This is a genomic window from Luteibacter sp. UNCMF331Sha3.1, assembly GCF_900109915.1.
In the GTDB taxonomy this organism is placed as follows: Bacteria; Pseudomonadota; Gammaproteobacteria; order Xanthomonadales; family Rhodanobacteraceae; genus Luteibacter.
In genome coordinates this window covers 79,588-103,400 of record NZ_FOBU01000005.1, presented here as the reverse complement: position 1 = coordinate 103,400, position 23,813 = coordinate 79,588, and the positions used below count along the sequence as shown (strand labels likewise).

Genomic DNA, 23,813 nt, shown 5'->3' with positions numbered 1-23,813 from the left:
GACCGGAAGGCGTGCTCACCGGTCGCCCCGCCACGGACTGGTCAGTGCCGGTCGATGCGAAAACGCATCGATCGGAAATCCAGCGTGAAGCCTGCCGCGTTGGCCCAGAGGTCCTGTCCGAGTATGCCGAACATCGGCGGCCCTCCCGGCCCGGGTCGGCTTTCCGTCTGGATGCGAACGTTCCGGAGGGTCAGTTCATCCTTGCCGAGCCTGAACGTCCATTCGGGCTGGGTCACCGTGTCGAAATCCAGCGCACCGCCGATGCCTGCCGAAGGCTGTCGCGAACGTGGCCACGCATCCGCGCGATCCTTGACCGTCGTCCAGTAGGCGGAAGACAGGCCGGTGGCGCTCGCGCCCGTGTCGAGTGTCAGGGGCACCGTGGCGCCTTCCGTTTCGACCATGACGACAGGTGTGAGGCCGTCCATATAGATTGGCACGCCATCCACGACGGGGCCGGATGCCGATCTGATCGAGATGGCCTTGTCGCCGTCGAAGCTAACCTGGCCGAGTGCCTGGAACACGGGGTAGCCCAGGGCGGCTGAGATCTGGTGCTCCTTGCCGGGCAGTCTGATGTGGAGGAGTTCATCGCGAGCCACCAGAACGGCCACATTGTGGAGCGTGGCGCTACCCAGACGGATTTCCTTCACGATCGCCACCTTGCTCTGCACCGTGACGCCGGTGCTCGAGGCGATGCCCCCGCCCGCCCCCTTGACCAAGAGGCCGAGGCGCCGGGCGAAGCTTTCGCTGACCACCGAATAATTGGCACCCAGGTCCAGCATCCACGATCCATCGATGCCGTTCGCCACGGCGTCGACGTCCAGGGTGCCGAGGGGGTTGCGGGTGATGGACAACCGCGACGCGCCCGAAAAGCTCACCGTCTGGGCCGGCGCTCCGCTGAGCGCGCTCGCCAGGGACAGCACGTCCTTGACGCCTTGCGCGGCGTCGGGAGCGATGTCGTTCGCGTGGTGCTCCAGGGCTTCGCGCAGGGCATGTGCCTGATCCGCGTAGGACGAGGTCTTCTGGTAGTCGTCGGAAAGGGTCAGCAGCGCATTGGCCGCGAGCGGCGAGTGGCGGCGCTCCAGTTCGGGCAGGGCTCGCCGAAGGGCGCGCTTCGACCCCTCGACGTCGTTCAGGCGGTTGGCGACGAGGCCTCGCACATAGTCGCTCTCGGCCGTATCGGGCAGCGTCGGCAACAGCGCGCTCACTTCATCCATGCGCCAGGCGTCGAGTGCCGCCACGGTCTGGGCGACGGCATCGGTCTGGCCTGCCATGGCCCCGGGTATCGTCGCATAGGCGAGCATCGCCAGTGCGTGCGGGAAAAAAAGTGTCTTCAAGGTGGGGGCCTTCTGCGATGTGGGGGAGGGCAGCACGAACGGCGGCCAATCGCCGATGGCGTCCGCGCAAAGGCGGGCACGGCGAGCCACCGGTTGCCTCGTGAGCCAGCTATCGACTACTATTCGCGAACCAGATAGTACTTTCTGTTTTACAGAAAACAATAGCCATCCCACAATGAAAACTCATCTCTTGCAGCAGCACGCCCGGCGGTTACGGTGGGCGACGTTGTCGGCCGGCGCCTTGCTCGCGCTGATGGTGCTGGGCGGCATCGCCCTTCCGGGCAACGGCGTCATCCGGGTGACCGGGGAGGGGCTGCCCTACGTCTGGAACATCGTCACCAGTGCGATCGTGGTGACGCTTGCCGTCCTTAGCCTCGTGTCTCTGGCGGCGATGCTCCGCGCGATAGGCGCAGGCGATGTGTTCGCAAGGCCGATGACGCGAAGCTTCCATCGCTTCGCGCTTCTGTACCTGCTGTCCATCCTCGCGGACCTGCTGCTTCCCCCGATGGTGCAACTGGGATTGCTGTTCGCGAATGGCGGGCATGGCCTGGTCTCGGTCGGCGTCGACAATGCGCGTGTGCTTTCCCTGGCCGTCGCGGCACTTCTGTTCTTCATCGCGCGTCTGTTCGACGAGGCTCAGCGCCTTGAAGAAGACAGCCGCGGCATCGTCTGAGGTCGCGCGTGGGAATCGTCGTCCGCCTCGATCTGATGCTGGCCCTGCGCAAGGTGCGATCACGCGATCTCGCGGCGCACGTGGGGATCACGGAGAGCAACCTGTCGCTGCTGAAGTCCGGAAAGGTGCGCGGCATCCGCTTCGCCACGCTCGCGGCGATCTGCGAATACCTGAACTGCCAGCCCGGCGACATCCTGGTCTACGACCCGGACGTGCCCGACGAACCGTAGACGGATCAGGCGCGATCCGCGGGCCTCAGTCGGTGGTCGACAGCATGGCGTCGGCGAGCTCGATCAACGCGCGCAGCCGGTCCATCCGCTTGAGGTCCTGGTGGTATCCCACCCAAACGTCCCGGCTGGGTGGCGATTCGTCGCCCTCGATACGGAGCAGGCCCGCCGTCGCGTCGCCCAACGGGCGCGGCAGCACCGCCAGACCCGCACCCCGAACGCACATCTGCGACTGCACGGTCCGGCTGGTGCTGGAAAACGTCGGACGAGCCTCGGGAAATCGCTCTTGCAGCCATGCGACGTCGGGAAAATGCGACTGTGCTTCGTTCATGAAGATGAGACCCACGGACGCGGGATCGTCGGCCATTCGCTGCACCGTGGCGGGCGAGCCGTAGAGTCCGTAGCGCATGGTAAGCAGACGGCGCTGGACGACATCCGGCTCGGTAAACGGCACGATGCGGAACGCGATGTCCACGTCGCGACGAGCGAGGTCCGACAGACGGTATCCCGCGATCACCTCGGGCACGACACCGGGATGCTGGCTCATCAGCTCCGTGAAAACCGGCGCGAGCACGTGGCTGGCGAACCACTCGGCGCATCCGATGCGCAGGACGCCCTCCAGGCGCTCGTGATTTCCCAGGAGCCGACGCTCCATCGACAGCGCGGACTGCTCCATCGCCTCTGCGGCACGCACGATCCCATCGCCGGCATCGGTCAGCACGAGTCCGTCGGACGTTCGCCGAAACAGCGCCTGACCCGCTTCCTCTTCGAGCACCTTGATACGCCGACCGATGGTCGGGTGGCTTACGCCAAGGCGACGCGCCGCTTCACCGTAGGACCCACTCCTCAGCACCGAGAGGAAGATCCGGACGTCGCTCCATTCCATGAATGTGCCTTGGTCGGGAAGTCCGGGAAATATGCAGCAGCCGAACGCGGCCGGCAAGCACGACGGTACCGATTCGTACGCGCGTCACGTCGGACGCGCTGCTGGCGCTTACATAAATGCAAGACGAATTTTCAGGAATGGCAGTCCTCAGGTCGCAAGGGAAGGCACATCATGACGGCATGTCCCCGATCCGATATCCGTCATGGCCGCTCGTTCTTACCGGCATGGCATGGAGGTCTACCGATGTCCGATAACGATACCCGTGTGTCGATCTACGTGACCTACGAAGGCGACGCGAGCGATCGCTTCGATCGGTCCTATTACGAGACGACCCATCTTCCGCTCGTGATGCGTGCATGGGAAAAATACGGCCTGCTGAGCGCATCGGCGTTCTTCCCTTCGATCGATCACAGCGGAACGCTCGTCATATGCGAGTGCGTCTTTCGTGACGAGACCGCGCTCGACACGGCATTCGCTTCGCCGGAATGCGCCGCCGTCATGGCGGACGTGCCGTTGTTTACGAACCTGTCCCCGGTGCGCGTTCGAGCGGCACCGCTCTGACGATGGCTTCCGCCGCGCCTTGAGCATCGTCACGGAGCTCGGGCATGTCCATGAAGCAGCGCCAACCGCCCGACGAGCCAGCGACCGGACGCTTCCGGCTGCGGCCGGTTCCTTCTTCGAAAACATTCCACGGAGACAGATATGCAGCTCGGATTCATCGGTCTTGGCAGCATGGGTTCGGCCATGGCTCGCAACCTGGTGGCCGTCGGACACGAGGTGCTTGCCTGGAATCGTAGCCACGTCGATCCCGACACGATGCCCGGAGTGACGCTCCTCGACAGTGCTCGGGAGGCGTTTCATGCGGAAGTCGTCTTCACCATGTTGTCGGACGACGCGGCGATCCGGGAGGTCGTGCTCGACGCCGACCTGCTGCGCGGTGCACGCCAGGGACTGATCCACGTCGTCACCTCCACGATCTCGGTCGCCTTCGCGAGAGAACTGGCAAGGCTGCACGAGGACGCGGGCCTCGGCTACGTGTCGGCACCGGTGCTCGGACGACCGAACGTCGCGGCGAGCGGGCAACTCAACATTCTGGTCGCAGGCAAGGCGGCCACCGTGGCCGCGATCGAGCCCGTGCTCGCTGCGCTCGGCAAGAAAGTGTGGAAGCTGGGCGACGCCCCGGCTCAGGCCAACGCGGCGAAACTCGCGGCCAACATGATGATCGCCATGGCGATCGAAGCGATGGTCGAAGGCGTCGCGCTGACCGAAAGCGTGGGTCTCGATCGCGCCGACTTCTTCGAGCTCATCCTGGGCACACTCTTCGCTGGCCGCGCGTATGAAAGCTACAGCGCCCAGATCGCGCAGCGATCGTTCGAGCCGGGCTTCAAAGCGAAGCTGGCACTGAAGGACATGCGGCTCGCGAGCGAGCTGAGCAAGGAAGCTGGCCGTGCACTGCCCATGCTCGACGTCGTCAGGGAGCGACTGACCCACGCCGTGTCGGCGGGACTCGGCGAAAAGGATTGGTCGATCATCGCCGATGTCGACGGTCGTATGGGCGACGTACCGTCGCTGTCCGGGCGTGACGCATGAAGACGTGGCTCATCACGGGCTGTTCGAGCGGATTCGGCCAGCGTCTCGCGCTCGCCGCGGCACGGCGCGGCGATCGCGTCGTCGCCACGGCCCGAAAGGTCGAAGCCCTCCGGGACATGGCCCGCCCTTTCGACGGCCGCATGCTCGCGCTGCCACTGGAGGTGACCGACGCGGCGTCGATTCGCGCGGCGGTCGAAGCGGCCATGGAGGCTTTCGGCGACATCGATGTTCTCGTCAACAATGCTGGCTACGGATTGTTCGGCGCGATCGAAGAGGGCACGCCCGAGGAATACCGTCCGCTGTTCGAGGTGAACGTCTTCGGCCTGATCGAAACGACGAGAGCCGTGCTGCCGGTCCTGAGGCGTCGGGGCGGCACGATCGTGAACATGTCCTCCGGCGCCGGCATCGCGGGTAGCGGCGGAGGCGGGTACTACAACGCCACCAAGTTCGCCGTCGAAGGGTTGTCGGAAGCACTGTCCGGCGAGCTCGCACCCTTCGGTGTCCGGGTGATCCTGGCCGAGCCGGGACCGTTCCGGACCGAGTTCCTGGGTCGTTCGATCACCCTCGCGGCGAACGAAATGCCGGTATACGCCGCGAGTTCGCGGCGTCGTTATCGCGAAACGAACAACGGTCATCAGGCCGGCGATCCCGACAAGGCGGTGGCGGTGATCCTGCGCGCCGTCGATGCCAAGGAGCCGCCGCTACATCTTCCGCTTGGTCCCGTCGCGCACGGGATCGCCGAGCGGAAACTGGCCGCGTTCCGCAAGGACATCGACACATGGCGCGACGTTTCGATCGATACCGATTTCGGTCGGCCGTAAGCGCGGTTCCCGATCATTTCCGACGCCATGCTCTCGATGGAGTGCGACATGTCTTCAACATTAGATGGCTTCAGCCAACAACTGATTCCAGTGAACGGCATCAGGATCCATGCCGTGACGGGCGGAAAAGGTCCGCCCCTCCTCCTGCTCCATGGCTGGCCCGAAACCTGGTGGGAATGGCATCGCGTCATGCCACGCCTCGCACCGCATTTCAGCGTGGTCGCCATCGATCTGCGAGGTGCCGGTTTTTCGGACTGTCCACGCGACGGTTACGACAAGGCCACCATGGCGCGCGACGCACACGAGGTCATGCGCTCGCTCGGCCATGATCGCTACGCGGTGTGTGGCCACGATATCGGCGGCATGGTCGCGCTGCCGCAAGCGGCACTGTTCCGGAACGCGGTCAGTCATCTCGCGGTACTCGACGTGCCGCTTCCGGGCTGGAGCGAGTGGGAGGCGACCATCGCGAAGCTATGGCATTTCGCGTTCCACATGAATCGCGATCTGCCGGAACGGATGATCCATGGTCGCGAATACGATTATGTGTCCGCCTTCATGGCGGAGCGCTTCTACGATCACAGCACCTTCGATCCGGCGGACGTCGAGATCTTCGCCAGAGCCATGTCGCTACCCGGGCGCACGCGCGGTGGCATGGAGTGGTACCGAACGCTCGCCGACGATCACGCGGCGGCGCTGGCGTACAAGAAAAAACCCCTCGCCATACCGGTCCTCGCCATGGGCGGAGACCGGCGCTTCGGCCCGCGCATGGTGCCGATGCTGCGTGAGTTCGCGAGCGACGTTTCCGGCGGCTCCATCGACCGGTGCGGTCACTACGTCGCGGACGAGCGACCGCACGAGGTCGCCGAGGCACTGATCGGCTTTCTTCGAGCCGCATGACGCTCGCGCCACGCGCATTCATCCCGAACATCAGAACCGAAAAAGGAGACCACCATGTCCGCACCTGAAATCCGCGGCGTCAATCATGTCGGCATCACTGTCCCGGACATCGAGGCAGCGAAAGCGTTTCTCATCGAGGCCTTCGGGGGCCAGCTCCTGTATCAATCCTTCGGCCCGCAGGATCCGCCGCGACAGGGCCCCGAGTTCGAGCGCGCCGTAGGGGCCTTTCCCGGCACCGTGGTGCGCGCGCAGGCGATGGTGAAGATCGGCACCGGTCCCGACATCGAACTGTTCGAGATGCACGGACCGGAGCAGGCACAGCCCATCCGTGCCAGCGACTTCGGCATCACGCACTTCGCGCTCTACACCGACGACATCGACGCCTCCGTCGCGCGCTTCGAGAAAGCGGGCGGCAAGGCCCTGACGGCGCCGCGTGCCATCCCCTATGCGACCGAAAAGGGGCCGGGCAACAAGGTCTGCTATGGCCAGATGCCCTGGGGCACGACGATGGAATTCATCACCACGCCGGATCGCATGCCTTACCACGATCAGACCGAACTGCGGCGCTGGCAGGACGAGGGCTGAGGCGCACCAGCCTGCACGACCCCCGCGCACACGGCGGCGGTCTGGGTGCATCCATGGGCGACGTCGATGCGTATGCATTTCAACGTATCGACGCCGGAGTCCCTCATGCACGTTCGTCGCTGGATCCTCCTCATGCTGGCGTGCGTGGCCGCCAGCGCCTGCTATCCGATACGCGACACCTCGAAAGCCCCGGCGCTGCGCCGCCTTGCGGCGGAACAGGCGCCGCGGCGAGCCGTCCTCGTGCTGCCGGGCATCGGAGACAACCTCGACTCCCTGCAGGCGGGCGGCATCGGCGACGCGATCCGGGCAGCGTGGCCCGACGCGGACGTCGTTCTCGTCGAACTGACCATCGGTTACTACAAGGACGGGCGAGCGATGCCCGATCTGCACGCCCTGGTGGCGGAGGAGAGCGGTCGACACGCCGAGGTATGGCTGGTCGGTGCGTCGCTGGGCGGCATGGGTGCGCTGCTCTACGACGCCGCCTATCCCTGCGAGGTGGACGGGATCGTGTTGCTCGCGCCGTACCTCGGTGAAGACGCGACGCTTCGGCAGATTCGCGACGCCGGGGGTCTCGCGCGATGGCAGGCACCGCCCGCTGCCACGCCCGATGCCGGCAACTGGCAGGGGCAACTGTGGCGCCGTGCCAAGGTGTGGGCGTCCGGGGGCGGCGATCCGCGCGTCTGGCTGGCCTGGGGCGCCGACGACAAGTTCGCACCCAATATGCCGCTGCTGCTTCCGGCGGTGCCGCCCAGCCACGTCGTCGCCGGCGACGGGGTGCACGCCTGGCGTTCCTGGACGCCGCTGGCGCGGCAGGCCTTCGCGATGGCCGCGCGGGAGCCTCGGTCGCCCCGGTCGGCTTGCCCGACCCCGTGACGTCACGCTGGCCGACGAGCGACCTACATCTATTGAATATACACAAATGAACTATATACTTATGAGGTAACCAACGACAGGTCTCCTCGTCATGCGCGATTTCGCCATTACCGAATCCCGGGTCGATATAACCCGTGAGAAATATCCGGCGCTGCCGCGCGAGGCGACGATCCTGATGCGCCTCGTGAAGCATCTCTTCAAGGAGATTTCCGACGAGGCGAACGGGGTGATGCGCCCATACGGTCTCAATCACCCTGAGTACAACATCCTCATGATGTTGTACGGCACGCGCGACAACAGCCTCCATCCCTCCGAGCTCGCCGACGCCGCTGGCGAGAAGTCGGCCAACGTCACGCGTCTGACCAGCCAGCTCTGCGAGAAGGGCTACATCGCCCGCGCCGGCAGCGAGGCCGATCGCCGCAAGGTGACCCTCACGCTCACGCCGGCAGGGCTTGCCGCCATCGAGGCGTTCCTGCCCGACATCGTCGCGCTTCTTCACCGGCAGACCCGGTACCTCGACCTGGACGAACAGCGCCAGCTCGAGGGGCTGCTGAAGAAGATGCTCGGCGGATTCGGAGGGTAACCGGCGCCGCCATGTCCACCGCAGGCCTTTTCACCAGGGTGCCGATCACGCGTCAGGCGCTCGCCGATACGATGCGCGAAGAGGCGTCCATCTGGCTCTTCGTGGCGAAGACGCTGATCGCGCTCTTCGTCGCGGGCTGGATCGCGATGCGCGTCGACCTGCCGTCGCCGTCCACGGCGATGATCACGACGCTGATCGTCGCCAACCGGCAGTCGGGGCTCGTGCTCGCCAAGAGCTTCTATCGCGGCATCGGCACGTTCGCGGGTGCGGCGGGTGCGATCGCCATCGTCGCCACGTTCCCCCAGCAGCGCGACCTGTTCCTCGTCGCGCTATCGCTGTGGATCGGCTTGTGTGCCGGTGGCGCCACGCTGTACCGCAACTTCAAGGCGTACGCGTTCGTGCTCGCGGGCTACACGGCCGCGATCGTGGCGTTGCCGGTGATCGACAACCCCCCGGGTGTCTTCGACTCCGCCGTCGCACGCCTTAGCGAGGTGCTGCTTGGCGTGCTCGTCAGTGGCGTGGTCAGCGACGTGGTATTTCCGACGCGCATGCGCGACGTCCTGCGCCGGACGGCACGCGACCAGTTCGCGCACTTCACCGATTTCATCCGTGCGAGCTTCGCGGGCGCCGTGCCGCGCGACGCGATGGAAAACGCGCACCTGCGGTTCGTTCGGGACGCCGTCACGCTGGAAGACCTGCGCAGTTCCGTCATCTTCGCCGATGCCGACGCCAGGGCGCGCAGCAATCACCTGCGCCTGTTCAATCAGCGCTTCATGGCGGCGTCGACGACGTTCCAGTCGCTGCATCACCTCATCAACCGCCTGAAGCGCGCGCGTCGCGATCGCGCCGCCGACACGCTCGTCCGCTTCTATCGTCCGGTGGGCGAGGCGCTCGACACGCCGATCGACGCGGGGGCCGCGGCACGCGTGATGCTGCCGCGCCTGGCCCGGGCGAGGGACGCGATGGACGCCTCGCGCGCGATGTTGCGCTCCGCGCTCGACGACGTGCAGGATCTGCGCGACTTCGACACGGGCGCGGCGCTGTTGCGTCGGTTCGTCGACGAACTGCACGACTACATCGAGACCGCCGCTTCGCTGCAGACGCCGCGCGTGATCGCAGGGTCCGTCGAACGCGTGCGTTTCGATCGTGGCAACGACTTCCTCGGCGCGGGCATCGCGACGCTGCGAACGACTCTCACCATGCTCGCGCTGGGCGCGTACTGGATCGAGAGCGCGTGGCCGCAGGGGTCGGGGGCCATGCTCAACGCGACGATCTTCGCGGGCCTCTTCGCCACCATCCCGAATCCGGCGCGTGCCACGTGGGATCTGACGTGGGGTTACTTCATCGGCATGGTGCTCGGCTTTTTCTGCAACTTCTTCGTGCTTACGCAACTCGAAGGCTACGGGCTGCTCGTGGCCGGCACGGTTCCGTTCCTCGTCACGGGCGTGGCGCTCATGGCCAGCCCGCGCTGGGCGGGGCTGGGGCTCGGCTGGGCGCTCGGGCTGGTCTACATCCTCGCGTTCAAGAACGTGCAGGTGTACGACCCGGCGCACTTCATCAACGACGCGATCGCGCAGATCGTCGGTCTGCTCGCCGCCGCGGTATCGTTCCTCGTCATTCCGCCTGCGATCGGCAGCCCGTGGCTGCGTCGTCGCCAGCTGGCACGCCTGCGCGCGCAGGTGGCGCTCGCGGCGGAGGCGCCGCTGCCCGGACTGCGTCATCGCTTCGAGAGCGTGAACCATGACCTCATCAGTCAGGTCGCCGCGCAGACCACGCCCGGTAGCGCGGACTCGCGCGCGCTGTTCGCCTGGGCGCTGGCCGTGCACGAAACCGGCCGCGCGCTGATCGAGCTGCGCCACGACATGGCGCGCAGCGGCGTGCCGTCGACGCTGCGGCCGTATCTCGAAGGCGCGCTGCGCGACCTCGCGCGGTTCTATGAAAGGCCCGACGCGGCCGGGTATCTCCTGGCGCGCGATGCCGTCGCCACCGCGATCGCGGGTGTCGGCGAGCACGGCGACAGCGGGCACCTGGTCGAGCACCTCCACCTCGTCCGCATGGCGCTTCTCGACGGCGAATCCATCCTCGCCGCGTACATGCCGGACGCACCCCTGAGCAAGGAGATCGTCCATGCCTCGTGAGATCGCTCTGGGCGACGCCCTCGTGCCGGGGCTGCTCGTCGTCTTCATCCTTGCGCTGCTGGCGATCTGGGTCGTCGACTCGCTCGCCGGCCGCTTCGGCCTGTACCGGTTCGTTTGGCATCCGCCGCTGTTCCGCGTCGCCGTCTTCGTCTGTGTCTTCGGCGCGTTCGCGCTGTTCCTGAACTGAGTGATGCCGTCATGAAACTCGCCAGCCTCGTCCGCTTCACCATCACCGCCCTCGTCGTCATCGTCGCGGCCATCGTCGGGATGTCGTTGTGGAAGCACTACATGTATTCCCCGTGGACGCGCGACGGTCGCGTGCGCGCCGAAATCGTGCGCATCGCTCCCGACGTTTCCGGTCTCGTCACCGACGTCCGCGTGATCGATAACCAGACGGTAAAGAAGGGCGATCTGCTCTTCGTGGTGGATCGCGCCCGTTACGAGAACGCCGTGGCGCAGGCGAAGGCGAACCTCAACGCCGCCGAGGCGGCCGCGCGCGCCGCCGGTGCGACGATCAATGCCGCCTACGCGGGCGCGCAGCAGAGCCGGTCCAACTACGAGATGTACGAGGCGCAGTCCGAACGCCGGCAGAAGCTCGTCAACAACGTGATCTCCGCGGAGGACAAGGCCAACGCGGTGGCCGCCGCCAACGCGGCACGCGCCGGCTGGCAGCAGGCGCAGGCGAGCACGAAGCAGGCCAGCGCGTCGCAGCAGCAGTCGCTCGCCGCCGTCGCGCAGGCGCAGGTCGAACTGGCGTCCGCACAGCTCAACCTCGACCGCACGGAGGTGCGCGCACCGGTCGACGGTTACGTGACCAATCTCGACGTGCGCGTCGGCGATTACGCCAGCGCGGGCACCGCGCGTCTCGCGCTGATCGATAGCGGTTCGTACTGGATCTACGGCTACTTCGAGGAAACCAAGCTCCCCGGGCTGCGCGTGGGCGATCCGGTCGATATCCGCCTGATGAGCGGCGGCGTGCGACTGGAGGGGCGCGTGGAGAGCATCGCGCGCGGTATCACGGATGCCGACAACCCCACGGGCAACGACCTGCTCGCCGACGTCAATCCCACGTTCAACTGGGTGCGTCTCGCGCAGCGCGTACCTGTGCGGGTGAAGATCGACACCGCGCATCTGCCGGCCGGCACCGTGCTGGCTGCCGGCATGACGGCGACGCTGGTAGTGCGGCCGTCGCATGCGCAGGCGGTGGCGGCGCGCTGAGCGCTTCCGGTGACGGGCGGTCAGGCCTCGTGCGGCGCGAGGCGCCGCAGCCTCAGCTGCAGCCAGCGGTCGACGTCCGGCCACTCGGTGGCGAGGATGCTGTAGCAGACCGTGTCGCGCAGCGAGCCGTCGTTGCGCCGTTTATGCGCGCGGAGCACGCCCTCGCGTTTCGCGCCGAGCTTCTCGATGGCGCGCTGGGAGTCGAGGTTGTAGGCGTCGGTATGGAACTCGACGGCCACGGCGCCCACGTTCTGGAACGCGTTGGATAGCAGCAGGTGCTTGCAGGCCGTGTTGACGTGGCTCCGCTGCCAGCGCCGGGCATACCAGGTGTAACCGATCGCGACACGCGACGGGTCGGCGACGATGTCGTAATAGCGCGTCGACCCCACGATTTCGCCGCTGCCGTTCTCGCGGACGACCCAGGGCGCCATGCGGCCTTCTTCCTGCCCGCGCAGCGCGGCCTCCACGTAATCGGCCATCCTGCCCGGCCCCGGCACCGAGGTGAACCAGAGGTCCCACAGCTGGCCATCCGCCGCGGCGCGCTCCAGCGGGGCGATGTGGCCGAGGGCGAGGGGCTCGAGCGTGACCCAGGCGCTTTCCAGCCGATCCGGTGCCATGGCCGCCTCAGGCGTCGAGATCGGGGATCAGGCGGCTTTCGAGCCGCGATATCGTGTCTTTCAGCAGCAACTTGCGCTTCTTCAGGCGTGTCAGCTGGAGCTCGTCCCGGCCGATCGCGGCCGCGAGATGGTCGATCGCGGCGTCGAGGTCGCGATGCTCCACCTTCAGTTCGGCGAGACGCTGGGAAAGCTGCATCGGGTCCTGGACCTGCATGGCAGTCGGCCGGTCGTGGGAAAGGCCCGATTGTAACTCCCGGCGGGGGTGCCCGCAGCGGCTACAATAGGCGACTCGCCCGTCTCAAGACTATCCGCAGCATGTCCGCCTCCCCCGATGCCACCCGCAAGCAGACCTTCGAAGCCGGCAAGCTGGCCAAGCGCCTGCGCCGCCAGGTCGGTCAGGCCATCGCCGACTACGGGATGATCGAAGACGGCGACAAGGTGATGGTCTGCCTTTCCGGCGGCAAGGACTCCTACACGATGCTCGACATGCTGCTTTCGCTGCAGGCGAAAGCGCCGGTGTCGTTCGAGCTCATCGCGGTCAACCTCGACCAGAAGCAGCCCGACTTCCCGGCCCACGTCCTGCCGGCGTACCTGGCGGAACGTGGCGTGCCGTACCACGTGATCGAGCAGGACACCTACAGCGTCGTCACCCGCGTGATTCCGCAGGGCAAGACGATGTGCAGCCTCTGCTCGCGCATGCGTCGCGGCGCGCTCTACCAGTGGGCGGCGGACAACGGCATCACGCGCATCGCGCTGGGTCATCACCGCGACGACATCCTGGGTACCTTCTTCCTCAACATGTTCTACCAGGGCAGCCTGAAGGCGATGCCGCCCAAGCTGCTGTCCGACGACGGCCGCCACGTGGTGATCCGCCCGCTGGCCTACTGCCGCGAGGACGACATCGCCGCCTATGCCGAATCGCGCGCGTTCCCGATCATTCCGTGCAACCTATGCGGTTCGCAGGAAAACATGCAGCGCAAGGTCGTGAAGCGCATGCTGGCCGACTGGGAAAAGGCGCACCCCGGGCGCAGCGAAACCATCTTCCGTGCGATGGGCAACATCGCACCGTCGCAGCTCACCGATCGCCACCTCTTCGACTTCGCCTCGCTCGGCGCACGCGACGACGCGTCGCGACCCGACGCACGCGCGTGGCTCGCGGGTGGCGACGCCAACGACGATTCCGACTGATCCTTTCCCATCACCTCTTCCAGGTCCATCGATCATGACCCTGTTCTCTTCCGTCGAACTCGCGCCGCGCGATCCGATCCTCGGCCTCAACGAAGCCTTCGGCGCCGATCCGCGCAGCGACAAGGTCAACCTCGGCGTCGGCGTGTACTACGACGAAAACGGCCATGTACCGCTCCTGCGCGCCGTGCGCGAGGCCGAGAAAGCGCGCATCGAGGCGCAGCTGCCGCGCGGCTACCTGCCCATCGACGGCATCGCGCTCTACGACAGCGCCGTGCAGAAGCTGCTGTTCGGCGCCGATTCCGCGTTGCTCGCCGATCGCCGCGTGGTCACCGCGCAGGCCCTCGGTGGCACGGGCGCGCTCAAGGTCGGTGCGGATTTCCTGAAGCGCCTCGATCCGTCGGTGCCGGTCGCCATCAGCAATCCGAGCTGGGAAAACCATCGCGCACTGTTCGAGAGCGCGGGATTCGACGTCGTCGAATACCCGTACTACGACGCCGCCACGCATGGCGTCGACGTCGATGCGATGCTCGACGGCCTGGCGAAGCTGCCGAAGGGTGCGATCGTGGTACTGCATGCCTGCTGCCACAACCCGACGGGCGTCGACCTCGGTACGGACGACTGGAAGCGCGTCATCGCCACGGTACGCGACAAGGGCCTCGTGCCGTTCCTCGACATCGCCTACCAGGGGTTCGGCGACGGCATCGAAGCCGACGCGGTGGCGGTGCGGCTGTTCGCCGATACCGACCTGCCTTTCTTCGTCGCCAGTTCGTTCTCGAAGTCGTTCTCGCTGTATGGCGAGCGCGTCGGCGCCCTCTCGATCGTCACCGCCTCGCACGACGAAGCGCTGCGCGTGCAGTCGCAAGTGAAGCGCGTGATCCGCACCAATTATTCCAATCCGCCGACCCATGGCGCCGCGGTGGTGTCGGCCGTGCTCAACCACACCGACCTGCGCGCGATGTGGGAAACCGAGCTCGGCGAGATGCGCGACCGCATCCGCACGATGCGTCGCGAACTCACGCGGCGCCTGTCGACCGCGGGCGATTTCGCCTTCATCGAGCGCCAGCGCGGCATGTTCTCGTACTCGGGCCTTTCGGCCGCGCAGGTCGAGCGGCTTCGCGCCGAGTTCGGCATCTATGCGGTCGGCACCGGCCGCATCTGCGTGGCCGCGCTCAACGGCGGCAACATCGAGCGCGTGGCCGACGCCATCGCCCGCGTGGTGTAACCCGACCGACATCGCCCTTCGCCGGCGGGCGCCCTGGCGTCCGTCCTGGCCACACTTCGCATGAGACAACCGATCGATGTTCTTTCGAAACCTGACGCTGTTCCGTTTTTCCGACCCTGTCGCCACCGATCTCGATCGCCTCGACGATGCGCTGCCCGAACACCGTCTGCGCCCCGTGGGGCCGATGGAGCTGTCGACGCGCGGTTTCGTCTCGCCGCTCGGTCGCAACGAAGAGAGCCTCACGCACTCCGTCGGCCGCAACACGATGGTCACGGTGGGCAGCGAGGATAAGCTCCTGCCGACGTCCGTCGTCAACGACGAACTCGCCAACCGCGTGGAGAAGATCGCGGAGGAAGAAGGCCGTAAGGTCGGCGGCCGCGAGCGCAAGAAGATCAAGGACGACGTCATGAACGAGCTGCTGCCGCGCGCTTTCGTGCGTAGCTCGCGGATGAAGGCCTACGTCGACAAGAAGAACGGCTGGCTGGTGCTGGACACCTCCAGTCGCAAGTCGGCCGAGAACACCCTGAGCCAGCTCCGCGAGGCCCTCGGCAGCTTCCCGGCGGTGCCTCTGGCCCCGGAGGAGTCGCCCCGGATCCTCATGACCCACTGGGTCGCCTCCGGCGAGCTGCCCGCGGGGCTGGCGCTGGGCGACGAGTGCGAGCTGAGAGACCCGGCGACGGCCTCCGGCGCCATCGCGCGGTGCCGGCGGCAGGATCTCGACACCGATGAGATTCGGGAGCATCTGCGAACCGGCAAGCAGGTCTTCCAGTTGGGTCTGGTGTTCGACGACCGCATATCGTTCGTACTTGGCGAAGACCTGATCCTGCGTAAAATCAAGTTCACCGACGTCGTGCTCGACGAACAGGCGGATAGCCCCGAATCGGCCGCTGCGGAAATGGACGCGAACTTCGCCCTGATGGCGCTCGAATACGAGCGCCTTCTCGGCAAGCTCGCCGAATGGTTCACGCTGCCCCGCCCGGAGTGATCCCGGTCCGGCGTCGCAGTGCCTGACACGGCTTGGTGGGATGGTCGTCGGGATCGACACGAGACTCGGCACATGGCATCGGACGAAGGCAACTGGCTGGAACTGGCGACCCCCACGGGCGCCACGATCCGTGTACTGAAGGCGGCGCACCCGCGTGCGCGCCGTCTTCGGCTCACGGTGACGCCGAAAGGCGCGCGACTCACCTATCCCAACGGCACGCACGTCGCGCAGATGACGGCGTTCCTGCGTCATCACGCCGACTGGCTCGAGCAGAAGCTCGGCGAATTCCACCTCGACGCCGAACCGCTGCCGCCCTTGCGCGTAGGGGTGCCCACCACGTTCCCTTTCCGCGGCGAGGAGGTCACCCTCGACTGGGAAGAGGGGGCTTATCCGCGCGTCAACCACGAGCCCGGCCAGCTGGTGCTCAGCATCCCGCGCCCGCACACGCGTGCGTTGCTCGTCGCGCGGGGCCTGCTCGCCACGCATTTCGAAGCGCAGATCCGTCGCGACGTGTCGCGCTGGCTGCCGGCGTACATTCCGCAGATCAACGCGGCACCGACGGCGCTGCGCATCCGCCCGCTCAAGAGCCTGTGGGGTAGCCTGGATACGCGCGACAGGATCAACCTCGACCTCGCGCTTGCGCTGGCACCGCCCGCGGCGTTGCGTTACGTGCTCGTGCACGAGCTTTGCCATCTCAAGGTGCGCAACCACTCGCCGAAGTTCTGGCACTGGGTGGAAGCCGTGTTCCCGGACTACAAGGAACAGCGTCGGTGGTTGCGCGCCAACGGAAGCGGCCTGAAGCTGCAGCTGGATCGACTGATCGCCGACGTGGCGGACTGAAACGCGGCCACGGCAGGAGCCGCTACGGCGGCTCCTGCTCGAGCGTTCAATGCGCCAGTGCGAAGCCCGTGATGATGCGCGCCGTGTCCTCCGGCTTTTCCAGCATCGGCATGTGGTTGCAGCCGTTGAGTACGGTCGCGCCGATCGACGGCGAGCTCTTCAGCCCCGCGCGCAGCGTGTCGAGCGCGGACACGTCGATGATCTTGTCCTCGCGGCACCACAGGCCGAGCACAGGCATCGGCAGGGTGCCGATGACCGGGTCGAGCGCGTAGGCCTGTGCAGGCTGTTTCAGTTCGTCGAACGTGCGCGCGATGAAGGCGTGGTCCTTGCGATTGCGCGCGACGAGTGCATCCTCGATGCGGCCCGGAAGATGCGGCGGCGTGACGAAGATGCGCGCCAGCAACGCCTCGAGATCCTTGCGATCGTCGAGCAGGAACGGATTCCTGCCGGCCTTCACGTCGCGGGTGAAGTCGTTGTCCTTGAACGTGAGCCCGAGCGAGCTCATCAATACCAGGCTGGCGACGCGTTCGGGATGCTGTCCCGCGTACACGCCGGCGATGGCGCCACCCATCGACTGGCCGACGAGCAGGAAACGCTGCGCGCCGACCGCCGCCGCGAACGCTTCGAGACGCGCGGCCTGCTGCGGGATGCCGTAATCGCCGCGATCGCTACGCGACGAATCGCCCCAGCCCGGCAGGTCGGGAATGATCAGGTGGAAATGCTCGCCCAGCGCCTTGGCCGTTTCGAGCCATGTTTCCTTGTTCGCGGCGAAGCCGTGCAACAGCACGATCGTGGGGCCGCTGCCGCCCTCGTAATACGACCACGTCGTGTCGCCGGCGACGATCGTCTTCTTTTCCAGATGCGCGCTCATGGCCTGCCGCGCGGCATCCGCCTTGAGCAGCAACGAGGGTGCGAAGAGATAGACGAGGCCGGCGCCGAGACCGAGCACCAGCGCCACGACCACGATGAATTTCAGCCGGCGCAGCAACAGGCGCTGCCACAGCGGGCGCAGGTCGGAGGAGGCGAGGGTAGGGGTCTTGGCCATGGTTGAGCTGCTTTCCGAACGGTAGACGCCCCGCAAGATGCGGGGCGTCTCGGAGGGTTGCAACCCCGGGATGTCCCGGGCGTTACTTCTTGCGGGCCTTGCCGGCGAGGATGCGCTCGACGGCCTGCTGGGTCATCGGGTGGTAGCCGCTCTTCGCCTTCGCGTAGGTGGCCTTCGCGAACGCGAGGCCTTCCGGCGTGCGGGCGAACGCACGATACACGGGCGTGGTGAGATAGAGGCGGCCGATGCGCGTCATGTGCTCGGCGGCCGCGGGCCATACGTCCTTGTCGCCGGCGGCGATGGCGTGCGCGTACCAGCGCATGCCGATCTCGGCGTTGGGCGTGCCGGTGAGATGCCAGGCGGCGTCGATCTCCTTCATCTTCGCCAGCGGCGGCGCGTCGGGCAGTCGGTCGAGGAAGTACATCCACTCCTGCGTGTTCCACGTCTTCGCGTCGAGTTTGTCCGCGGCGAGCTTGCCGCCGAGGAAGGCCTCCCGCTGTGCGTCGATGCCGTCGAAACGCGGCGACGACGGCAACGGCGCATCCTTCGGAATGCCCGGCTGCCAGATCCACGCGCGTGCTTCGGCCTCGCTCATCTTGCCCGGATATTTGTCGAGCAAATTCGCCTTCAGGTAAGCGAACATCGTGTCGGTGTCGATGCTCTGGAACGCGAAGTGCGCGAAATAGCCCTTCAGATAGGCGTCGAACGTCTCGCGACCGAAGCGCTGTTCCAGCGTGCGAAGGAACCAAGAACCCTTGTCGTACGCCACCGAGGAGAGCGAGTCGTCGGCACCGACGCCGCGTGCCTCGGGCGTCAGGCGCTGCGTGTTGGGCGACATGTCGCCGATGGTCTTCTGCAACTCACGCGCGGAGAGGAGGGCTTCCTCGTCGGCGAGCGACTTGCCGTAGACGGCCTCGGTGATGCGGCCCTGCACATAGGTGGTGAAGCCTTCGTTCAACCAGATGTCGCGCCACGCGGCACTGGTGACGAGGTTGCCCGACCACGAGTGCGCGAGCTCGTGCGACACCAGCGATACGAGGCTCTTGTCGCCCACGAGCACGGTGGGCGTCGCGAACGTCATGTTCGGATTCTCCATGCCGCCGAACGGGAACGACGGCGGCAGCACGAGGATGTCGTAGCGGCCCCACGCGTACGGACCGTAGAGCTTCTCCGTCGTCTCGATCAGCTTCTCGGTGTCTTCGGATTCGTTCGCGGCCTTGCCGACGACGCTGGGCTCGGCATACACCGCGCTGCGCGGACCGGTTTCCTTCACGGCAATGTCGCCCGCCGCGATGGCGAGCAGGTACGACGGGATCGGGTGCGGCTGGTCGAAGCGGAAGTCGCCGTCCAGCGGGTGCTTCGCATCGTTGATCGCGCTCATCACGACGCGGACGTCCTTCGGCGCGCTGACGTGCGCGTCGTAGGTGAAGCGGATGGCGGGCGAATCCTGCAACGGCACCCACGAACGCGCGTGGATCGATTCCGACTGCGAGAACATGAACGGCTGCTTCTTGTCGGCCGTCTGTTCCGGCGTCAGCCACTGCAGGCCCGAGGCTTCGGGCACGGTGGTGTACGCGATGCGCACGCTGGCCGGATGCGCCGGCGCCTGGATCGTGAGCTTCGAGCCGAGCTCCTTGTCGCGCGGCGCAAGGGCGAAGCGCAGCGGCGACGCCTTGCCAGCGGCGTCCACGGCCTCGACGCCGGCGATCTTCAGGTCGCGCGTATCGAGCACGAGGTCCTTCGCCTTCGCATCCTTCCAGTCGAGCTTCAGCGTGGCGTTGCCCGCGAGTTCACGCCTGGCGAAGTCGAGCTTCAGATCGAGGTCGAGGTGGGTGACGCGCACCGCGTCGGGCTGGGCGTAGGAGTGCGGATCGGCCGCGAATGCCACGGCGGGGAACGCCATGGCCAGGGCAACGACGGGAAGCAGACGCATCGCAAGGTTCCGTACGGGAGAAGTCCCGAGTATGCCACCGACGGGACCCCGGACGGGTCAGAGCTTGTAGGCGCGGTGGATCGCCACGATGCCGCTGGTTAGGTTGCGCACTTCGACGTGACCGAAACCCGCGTTGAGCATCATGCCTTTCAGGGTTTCCTGGTCGGGATGCTTGCGGATCGATTCGGCGAGGTACTGGTAGCTGTCCGCGTCGTTGGCGAACAGGCGGCCGAGGCGGGGCAGGATCTTGAACGAATGCACGTCGTAGAGCTTCGACAGCAAGGGACTCTGCACCTTCGAGAATTCCAGCACGAGGGCACGGCCGCCGGGCTTGAGGATGCGGTGCATGTCCGCCAGCGCCTTGTCCTTGTCCGTGACGTTGCGCAGACCGAAGGCGATGGTGACGGCGTCGAAGCTGTTGTCCGGGAAGGGCAGCATTTCGGCGTTCATCTGGGCCCAGCGCAGGCCCGCCACGAGGCCGCGGTCGGTCAGGCGGTCGCGGCCGACGCCGAGCATGGCCGCGTTGATGTCGCCGACCACCACTTCGCCCTCGTCGCCGACGACCGGCTTCAGCAGCGCCGCGATATCGCCGGTGCCGCCCGCCAGATCGAGGACGCGGTCGCCGCGGCGGACACCGCTGACGGCCACGAAATGGCGCTTCCACAGCCGGTGGATGCCGAACGACATCAGGTCGTTCATCAGGTCGTAGTTGCGCGCGACGGAGGTGAAGACCTCGCCGACGAGCTTCTGCTTGTCGGCGAGGGGAACGTCGCGGAAGCCGAAATGGGTGGTTTTCTGGGAATCCATTCCCGGATGGTATCTCCAAAACCCACCCGCCCGCAGCTTCCTCACGTCGGTCCGTCAGTGGGCGCCACCGCCGGGGAGGTACTTCTGCACGTCGAAGAAGTTGATACGGATCTCGTCGCTCCCGTCCACCGGCACCAGGTAATAGGTGCCGGCCGGCCCGTTCGTGGGCGCGTAGACGTGCACCTTCGGCGCAGTCTGGTCGGGCATCGTCTGCGTGAGTTCACGGGTCCGGAACTCGACCGAGAAGCTCTGCTTTCGCGCCACGGACCGGGGGGCGAAGCCCATGGCGGTCTCGATCTGGGCGACCGGCGCGTCGGGCGCCACCGTGGTGGCCCGCACGCCGGGCATGCCATCGGCGATCATCTGGACCCGGATACTGCCGGAGTTGTTGGAGTAGCCTTCGTTGGGGCGGTAGATGCTCCTTATCAGGCGGCTGTTCTTGAACGGCAGGCGGTCGTAGAAGTACAGCGTCGAGGGTACTTCCGCGTCCGGAACGCGCCGGATCCCTGGCGGGAGCGGAGCCGTGGTGAGGTCCTGACCGACCGAGCGGGGCACGCTATCCATCAGCGGAAGGCGATTCGGTGCGCGCATCCGCGCACGCTCGCAGGCCGCGGCCCAGCGGGCGCGCTGCTCGCCGGTGATCGTCGCCGGGATGTTTTCCGTGAGCTCCCTGCGCATCTGGCCCATCACGCGCTCGCGCTCGACCGGGTCCGGGAACGCACGTTCCGCCTCGTCCACGAATTCGTCGAAGGTATCGACCTGGCGGCTGCGGCCACCCGCCGCGCCGCGCCCCGAACCGCCGCGCAGGCCGACGCGGTGAAACGCCCAGTGGCCCATCGCCGTGCGCTCGATGGCGGGGCCCCAGCCGCCCGGCCCGCTCTGCGGGCGTGCCAGGCGCCACGTGCCGTAGTCGGTGTCGAAGCGGACGCCGTAGAGCTTTCCGTCGTGCTCGATGTAGCGTGCGTCGCCGATCGTGTAGATGCCCTCGTCGCTCGCGCGACCCGCCTTGCGCACGCCCTGCGCGGCGTATTTCGATTCGAAGACCACCTTCTGCGGCGCGGCGGCGCGTGCGTCGACGAGCGTGCCCGCGGCGCGGAACCGACCGGCGACCAGGCCACGGCCCATGCCGGTGCGTGCGAAGTGGTGCACGCCCGGCGCGGCCCAGAGCGACGCCACGTAGAACTGCGTGAAGTCGACGAAGCTCTGGGTCGTATCGCCCGCCTTGACGCTGTCGTAAAGGCGCCAGCCCGCTGCCGCCGAGTGGATCGGGGCGGTCACGACGTCGACGACCACGCGGGCCACGTTCGCCACCATCTTGCGCTGGTATTCGTCGATCCAGCGCGACTGCGCATCGTCCGTGCCGGTGGTGAGGGCGCGGGCGTTGTACAGGCCCAGTTGGGTGTCGGTCTCATACAGGGTCGCGAAGACGTCGCCCTCCACATGACGTTCGGCGAACGGCTCGGCGGTAAAGGTGTAGTTGCCGGTGTCTCCCGAGCCGAGCACCCAGTTCGCGAGGCGATCGCCCGCGAAGGCGCGCGTTCCGTTGGATCGGACGACGGCGTGATCCATCGGCAGGCGGTCGAGCAGGTAGTCGGAGAACGCCGGATCGTAGAGAAACTTCCGGCCGGCCTCCTGCCGGTCGTTGAATTCGCGGAACGTGATGCCGTCGGGCGCGTCCGGCGTGTAGAGCACGACGGACGGCACGCTTCGCGGATCGCGCGCGCCGATCAGTAGTACATCGCGCAGCGGCGCGCCCCGGTAGGTAAGCTGGCTCACGTGAATGGCGTGGCCCTCGACGCGGGCGCGCGCGGCGAGGGTCGGCGCGTCCAGCACGGCCTCGACCCAGCGGAAGCCGCGCTCCGTGCGCTCGCGGCGGAACGAGCGCGGTTCGCCGTCGAGGTAGTACGACAGCCGTGCCTCGTTCGCGAGCAGACGCATCCGGGCCCGCTGCAGCACGGACACGGGATCGCGACGGTCCGGGGCGTTGGATCCGGTGCGCAGTTCGAGGTCGACGTACGCGGGATAGCGCACGTGCACGTTCGCCTCCCGCACGAGTCGCCGCAATGTCGCGTCGTCGAGCGCGGCGATGACGCCGCCTTGCGTGTCGGTCGCCGTCAGGCGCACCGGGTCGTCGGTACCGATGTTGCGATACGCCAGGTCGACGAGGGTCATCGACGGTGGCTTCGCGTCCGCGAAGAGGTCGACGACGGCCTGCGGCAGGAAGCGGTGGTAATTCTCGATGTCGATGGCGATGTCGGCGGCCGACTGCGTGACGCCGAGCGCGCGCAGGCGTTCGTCCAGCACGTGCCGCGTGAACGCCGCGAGACCCATGACGGGTGCGGCATAGCCTTGCGTCGCGCGTCGCGCGATGGATTGTTGCAACGTCACGTAGTCGTCCTTCGCCTGACGCCAGTCGTCTGCGACATTCGCCGGCACCCGTGCAAGGCGCTGTTCGCTGATCGCCTCCGCCAGCCGTTCCTGGCGCGCGGCCAGCGCGGCGGCCGCATCGAAAATGCGGTCGCTCGCCAGGATGTCGGCGACCGCGTCCGCCCGGTCGGTGGCGCGTCGGGCGTCGCTATCGAGGCCGGCTTCGAACCATGCCTGCGCGAGCTTGTCCTTCTGCATCGCCACGAGGCGATCCACGAGCGTCGCGAACGCGTCGCCGTCGACGGGGCGCGTGCCGACGAACGGCGTCGCGTCGAGATTCGTCAGGTGCTGGCGCGCGATGCCGGGGAGATCGGCCGACGTCACGAGCGCGGCACGCGCACGCGATTCGAGGGCCTGCCGCGCGGCGGCGAGGTCGTCGAATGTCTCCCAGCCGTGATCGGTGAAGAAAGCGAGCACGCGCTCGCCCTGCGTCGCGTCTTGCACGAGCAGCACGCCCGCGTAGGGAACGCCGGCGAACAGCGCTTCGTGCACGCGGAGGCTCGCAGGAAGGGTGCCACCGGGGGCCGTCACCGCACGCGCGAGGTCGCGCAGCGAGGTGTCCATCGTGCCGTCCTCATGCGCGAGTGTCGCGAGATCGCGCGCCGCCGCGGCAACGCGCGTCGCGACCGCCTGGCGCCGCGACGGATCGGTCGACACCTGCGATGGCGCGGCGTTCCAGTAGCCGTCCAGTGCGCCGAGGAACGTGGTGAGCGAGGCGTCGGCGGGCATGCCCGGCAGCGCGGCGTGCTCGGTGGCGAGCCAGCCCTGTAGGGCGACGACGCGGTCGAAGGCCTGTTCGGCTTGCTGGTAGATGGCCTGGGTGTGTGCAGGCGGCGCCTGCGGGGGGAGCATGTCCAAGAGCGATCCTTTGCGTGATTGATTCGCCGCAAAGTTTAGGGACGGCGCTCACGCCGTCCCCTAGGA

24 protein-coding genes are annotated in these 23,813 nt (G+C 67.0%); 16 read left to right on the top strand and 8 right to left on the bottom strand.

The features are described 5' to 3' along the window. Positions 1 to 41: 41 nt before the first annotated feature. Positions 42 to 1,334, bottom strand: a complete 1,293-nt coding sequence (locus BMX32_RS17885) for a retropepsin-like aspartic protease family protein (protein WP_139206786.1) — start codon at positions 1,332 to 1,334, stop codon at positions 42 to 44. 226 nt (positions 1,335 to 1,560) lie between these two features. On the opposite strand from BMX32_RS17885, the gene BMX32_RS17880 reads away from it, so the two are divergent. Together BMX32_RS17880 and BMX32_RS17875 are read left to right on the top strand one after the other, a co-directional pair. Then, on the top strand, positions 1,561 to 2,007 hold the full coding sequence (locus BMX32_RS17880) for a DUF2975 domain-containing protein (RefSeq protein ID WP_089981435.1): 447 nt from the start codon (positions 1,561 to 1,563) through the stop codon (positions 2,005 to 2,007). Positions 2,008 to 2,015: 8 nt separating this feature from the next. Beyond that, positions 2,016 to 2,237 (top strand): helix-turn-helix domain-containing protein, encoded by a 222-nt coding sequence (locus BMX32_RS17875; RefSeq protein WP_029213305.1) that lies wholly within the window; start codon positions 2,016 to 2,018, stop codon positions 2,235 to 2,237. 25 nt (positions 2,238 to 2,262) lie between these two features. On the opposite strand, the gene BMX32_RS17870 is transcribed toward BMX32_RS17875, so the two are convergent. Continuing rightward, complete coding sequence (locus tag BMX32_RS17870) at positions 2,263 to 3,120, bottom strand: LysR family transcriptional regulator (protein WP_089981432.1); 858 nt, start codon at positions 3,118 to 3,120, stop codon at positions 2,263 to 2,265. 243 nt (positions 3,121 to 3,363) lie between these two features. Here BMX32_RS17870 and BMX32_RS17865 point away from each other — a divergent pair, with 243 nt between their 5' ends. The 10 genes from BMX32_RS17865 to BMX32_RS17820 all read left to right on the top strand — a co-directional run bounded on the left by BMX32_RS17865 (position 3,364) and on the right by BMX32_RS17820 (position 11,825). Beyond that, the gene (locus BMX32_RS17865; RefSeq protein WP_089981430.1) at positions 3,364 to 3,681 is read left to right on the top strand and encodes an EthD family reductase; all 318 of its coding nucleotides are present in this window, start codon (positions 3,364 to 3,366) and stop codon (positions 3,679 to 3,681) included. A 141-nt stretch (positions 3,682 to 3,822) separates the two neighbouring features. After that, positions 3,823 to 4,710, top strand: coding sequence for an NAD(P)-dependent oxidoreductase (locus BMX32_RS17860; protein WP_089981428.1), 888 nt, complete (start codon positions 3,823 to 3,825; stop codon positions 4,708 to 4,710). After that, complete coding sequence (locus BMX32_RS17855; protein ID WP_089981426.1) at positions 4,707 to 5,531, top strand: oxidoreductase; 825 nt, start codon at positions 4,707 to 4,709, stop codon at positions 5,529 to 5,531. Before BMX32_RS17860 ends, BMX32_RS17855 begins: the two co-directional genes overlap by 4 nt. 48 nt (positions 5,532 to 5,579) lie before the next feature. Then, a complete protein-coding gene (locus BMX32_RS17850) occupies positions 5,580 to 6,428 on the top strand; it encodes an alpha/beta fold hydrolase (protein ID WP_089981424.1) in 849 nt (282 codons plus the stop codon). A 54-nt stretch (positions 6,429 to 6,482) separates the two neighbouring features. Continuing rightward, positions 6,483 to 7,013 (top strand): VOC family protein, encoded by a 531-nt coding sequence (locus BMX32_RS17845; protein ID WP_029213299.1) that lies wholly within the window; start codon positions 6,483 to 6,485, stop codon positions 7,011 to 7,013. A 105-nt stretch (positions 7,014 to 7,118) separates the two neighbouring features. After that, positions 7,119 to 7,886 carry an alpha/beta hydrolase gene (locus BMX32_RS17840; RefSeq protein ID WP_170843731.1) on the top strand — a complete coding sequence of 256 codons (768 nt, stop codon included), beginning with the start codon at positions 7,119 to 7,121 and terminating at the stop codon, positions 7,884 to 7,886. A gap of 91 nt (positions 7,887 to 7,977) precedes the next feature. Continuing rightward, a complete protein-coding gene (locus BMX32_RS17835; RefSeq protein WP_089981421.1) occupies positions 7,978 to 8,469 on the top strand; it encodes a MarR family winged helix-turn-helix transcriptional regulator in 492 nt (163 codons plus the stop codon). Positions 8,470 to 8,480: 11 nt separating this feature from the next. Beyond that, the gene (locus BMX32_RS17830) at positions 8,481 to 10,607 is read left to right on the top strand and encodes an FUSC family protein (RefSeq protein WP_089981419.1); all 2,127 of its coding nucleotides are present in this window, start codon (positions 8,481 to 8,483) and stop codon (positions 10,605 to 10,607) included. Next, positions 10,597 to 10,794 (top strand): DUF1656 domain-containing protein, encoded by a 198-nt coding sequence (locus BMX32_RS17825; RefSeq protein ID WP_029213296.1) that lies wholly within the window; start codon positions 10,597 to 10,599, stop codon positions 10,792 to 10,794. Before BMX32_RS17830 ends, BMX32_RS17825 begins: the two co-directional genes overlap by 11 nt. 11 nt (positions 10,795 to 10,805) lie before the next feature. Beyond that, entirely contained in the window at positions 10,806 to 11,825 is a 1,020-nt protein-coding gene (locus BMX32_RS17820) for an HlyD family secretion protein (protein ID WP_029213295.1), read from the top strand. 20 nt (positions 11,826 to 11,845) lie between these two features. On the opposite strand, the gene BMX32_RS17815 is transcribed toward BMX32_RS17820, so the two are convergent. Continuing rightward, on the bottom strand, positions 11,846 to 12,442 hold the full coding sequence (locus BMX32_RS17815; protein WP_049808595.1) for a GNAT family N-acetyltransferase: 597 nt from the start codon (positions 12,440 to 12,442) through the stop codon (positions 11,846 to 11,848). 7 nt (positions 12,443 to 12,449) lie between these two features. Next, positions 12,450 to 12,656 carry a YdcH family protein gene (locus BMX32_RS17810; protein ID WP_029213293.1) on the bottom strand — a complete coding sequence of 69 codons (207 nt, stop codon included), beginning with the start codon at positions 12,654 to 12,656 and terminating at the stop codon, positions 12,450 to 12,452. A 101-nt stretch (positions 12,657 to 12,757) separates the two neighbouring features. Between BMX32_RS17810 and ttcA the strand changes: the two genes are divergently transcribed. The 4 genes from ttcA to BMX32_RS17790 all read left to right on the top strand — a co-directional run bounded on the left by ttcA (position 12,758) and on the right by BMX32_RS17790 (position 16,677). Beyond that, positions 12,758 to 13,630, top strand: a complete 873-nt coding sequence (ttcA, locus tag BMX32_RS17805) for a tRNA 2-thiocytidine(32) synthetase TtcA (protein ID WP_089981415.1) — start codon at positions 12,758 to 12,760, stop codon at positions 13,628 to 13,630. A 34-nt stretch (positions 13,631 to 13,664) separates the two neighbouring features. Then, positions 13,665 to 14,852, top strand: coding sequence for an amino acid aminotransferase (locus BMX32_RS17800; protein WP_029213291.1), 1,188 nt, complete (start codon positions 13,665 to 13,667; stop codon positions 14,850 to 14,852). 76 nt (positions 14,853 to 14,928) lie between these two features. Continuing rightward, positions 14,929 to 15,837, top strand: a complete 909-nt coding sequence (locus BMX32_RS17795) for a recombination-associated protein RdgC (protein WP_029213290.1) — start codon at positions 14,929 to 14,931, stop codon at positions 15,835 to 15,837. Positions 15,838 to 15,909: 72 nt separating this feature from the next. Beyond that, entirely contained in the window at positions 15,910 to 16,677 is a 768-nt protein-coding gene (locus BMX32_RS17790; protein ID WP_089981412.1) for a M48 family metallopeptidase, read from the top strand. Positions 16,678 to 16,723: 46 nt separating this feature from the next. Here the strand turns inward: BMX32_RS17790 and BMX32_RS17785 are convergent, their stop codons facing one another. The 4 genes from BMX32_RS17785 to BMX32_RS17770 form a co-directional block, all read right to left on the bottom strand. Next, positions 16,724 to 17,722: an alpha/beta fold hydrolase gene (locus BMX32_RS17785; protein WP_244511602.1), complete on the bottom strand. Its 999-nt coding sequence runs from the start codon at positions 17,720 to 17,722 to the stop codon at positions 16,724 to 16,726. An 82-nt stretch (positions 17,723 to 17,804) separates the two neighbouring features. Next, on the bottom strand, positions 17,805 to 19,655 hold the full coding sequence (locus BMX32_RS17780) for a M1 family metallopeptidase (RefSeq protein WP_089981409.1): 1,851 nt from the start codon (positions 19,653 to 19,655) through the stop codon (positions 17,805 to 17,807). 57 nt (positions 19,656 to 19,712) lie between these two features. Further along, entirely contained in the window at positions 19,713 to 20,462 is a 750-nt protein-coding gene (gene ubiE, locus BMX32_RS17775) for a bifunctional demethylmenaquinone methyltransferase/2-methoxy-6-polyprenyl-1,4-benzoquinol methylase UbiE (RefSeq protein ID WP_029213286.1), read from the bottom strand. Between the two features lie 54 nt (positions 20,463 to 20,516). Then, positions 20,517 to 23,741: a dermonecrotic toxin domain-containing protein gene (locus tag BMX32_RS17770; protein WP_089981406.1), complete on the bottom strand. Its 3,225-nt coding sequence runs from the start codon at positions 23,739 to 23,741 to the stop codon at positions 20,517 to 20,519. Positions 23,742 to 23,813: the final 72 nt, after the last annotated feature.

Excerpts from the sequence above, each read along its gene's own strand:
- BMX32_RS17785 (WP_244511602.1), bottom strand. The coding sequence starts at position 17,722 with ATGGCCAAGACCCCTACCCTCGCCTCCTCCGACCTGCGCCCGCTGTGG.
- ubiE (WP_029213286.1), bottom strand. The coding sequence starts at position 20,462 with ATGGATTCCCAGAAAACCACCCATTTCGGCTTCCGCGACGTTCCCCTC.
- BMX32_RS17860 (WP_089981428.1), top strand. The coding sequence starts at position 3,823 with ATGCAGCTCGGATTCATCGGTCTTGGCAGCATGGGTTCGGCCATGGCT.
- BMX32_RS17855 (WP_089981426.1), top strand. The coding sequence starts at position 4,707 with ATGAAGACGTGGCTCATCACGGGCTGTTCGAGCGGATTCGGCCAGCGT.
- BMX32_RS17845 (WP_029213299.1), top strand. The coding sequence starts at position 6,483 with ATGTCCGCACCTGAAATCCGCGGCGTCAATCATGTCGGCATCACTGTC.
- ttcA (WP_089981415.1), top strand. The coding sequence starts at position 12,758 with ATGTCCGCCTCCCCCGATGCCACCCGCAAGCAGACCTTCGAAGCCGGC.
- BMX32_RS17810 (WP_029213293.1), bottom strand. The coding sequence starts at position 12,656 with ATGCAGGTCCAGGACCCGATGCAGCTTTCCCAGCGTCTCGCCGAACTG.
- BMX32_RS17850 (WP_089981424.1), top strand. The coding sequence starts at position 5,580 with ATGTCTTCAACATTAGATGGCTTCAGCCAACAACTGATTCCAGTGAAC.
- BMX32_RS17840 (WP_170843731.1), top strand. The coding sequence starts at position 7,119 with ATGCACGTTCGTCGCTGGATCCTCCTCATGCTGGCGTGCGTGGCCGCC.
- BMX32_RS17815 (WP_049808595.1), bottom strand. The coding sequence starts at position 12,442 with ATGGCACCGGATCGGCTGGAAAGCGCCTGGGTCACGCTCGAGCCCCTC.
- BMX32_RS17795 (WP_029213290.1), top strand. The coding sequence starts at position 14,929 with ATGTTCTTTCGAAACCTGACGCTGTTCCGTTTTTCCGACCCTGTCGCC.
- BMX32_RS17770 (WP_089981406.1), bottom strand. The coding sequence starts at position 23,741 with ATGCTCCCCCCGCAGGCGCCGCCTGCACACACCCAGGCCATCTACCAG.
- BMX32_RS17780 (WP_089981409.1), bottom strand. The coding sequence starts at position 19,655 with ATGCGTCTGCTTCCCGTCGTTGCCCTGGCCATGGCGTTCCCCGCCGTG.
- BMX32_RS17790 (WP_089981412.1), top strand. The coding sequence starts at position 15,910 with ATGGCATCGGACGAAGGCAACTGGCTGGAACTGGCGACCCCCACGGGC.
- BMX32_RS17865 (WP_089981430.1), top strand. The coding sequence starts at position 3,364 with ATGTCCGATAACGATACCCGTGTGTCGATCTACGTGACCTACGAAGGC.
- BMX32_RS17830 (WP_089981419.1), top strand. The coding sequence starts at position 8,481 with ATGTCCACCGCAGGCCTTTTCACCAGGGTGCCGATCACGCGTCAGGCG.
- BMX32_RS17820 (WP_029213295.1), top strand. The coding sequence starts at position 10,806 with ATGAAACTCGCCAGCCTCGTCCGCTTCACCATCACCGCCCTCGTCGTC.
- BMX32_RS17800 (WP_029213291.1), top strand. The coding sequence starts at position 13,665 with ATGACCCTGTTCTCTTCCGTCGAACTCGCGCCGCGCGATCCGATCCTC.
- BMX32_RS17835 (WP_089981421.1), top strand. The coding sequence starts at position 7,978 with ATGCGCGATTTCGCCATTACCGAATCCCGGGTCGATATAACCCGTGAG.
- BMX32_RS17870 (WP_089981432.1), bottom strand. The coding sequence starts at position 3,120 with ATGGAATGGAGCGACGTCCGGATCTTCCTCTCGGTGCTGAGGAGTGGG.
- BMX32_RS17825 (WP_029213296.1), top strand. The coding sequence starts at position 10,597 with ATGCCTCGTGAGATCGCTCTGGGCGACGCCCTCGTGCCGGGGCTGCTC.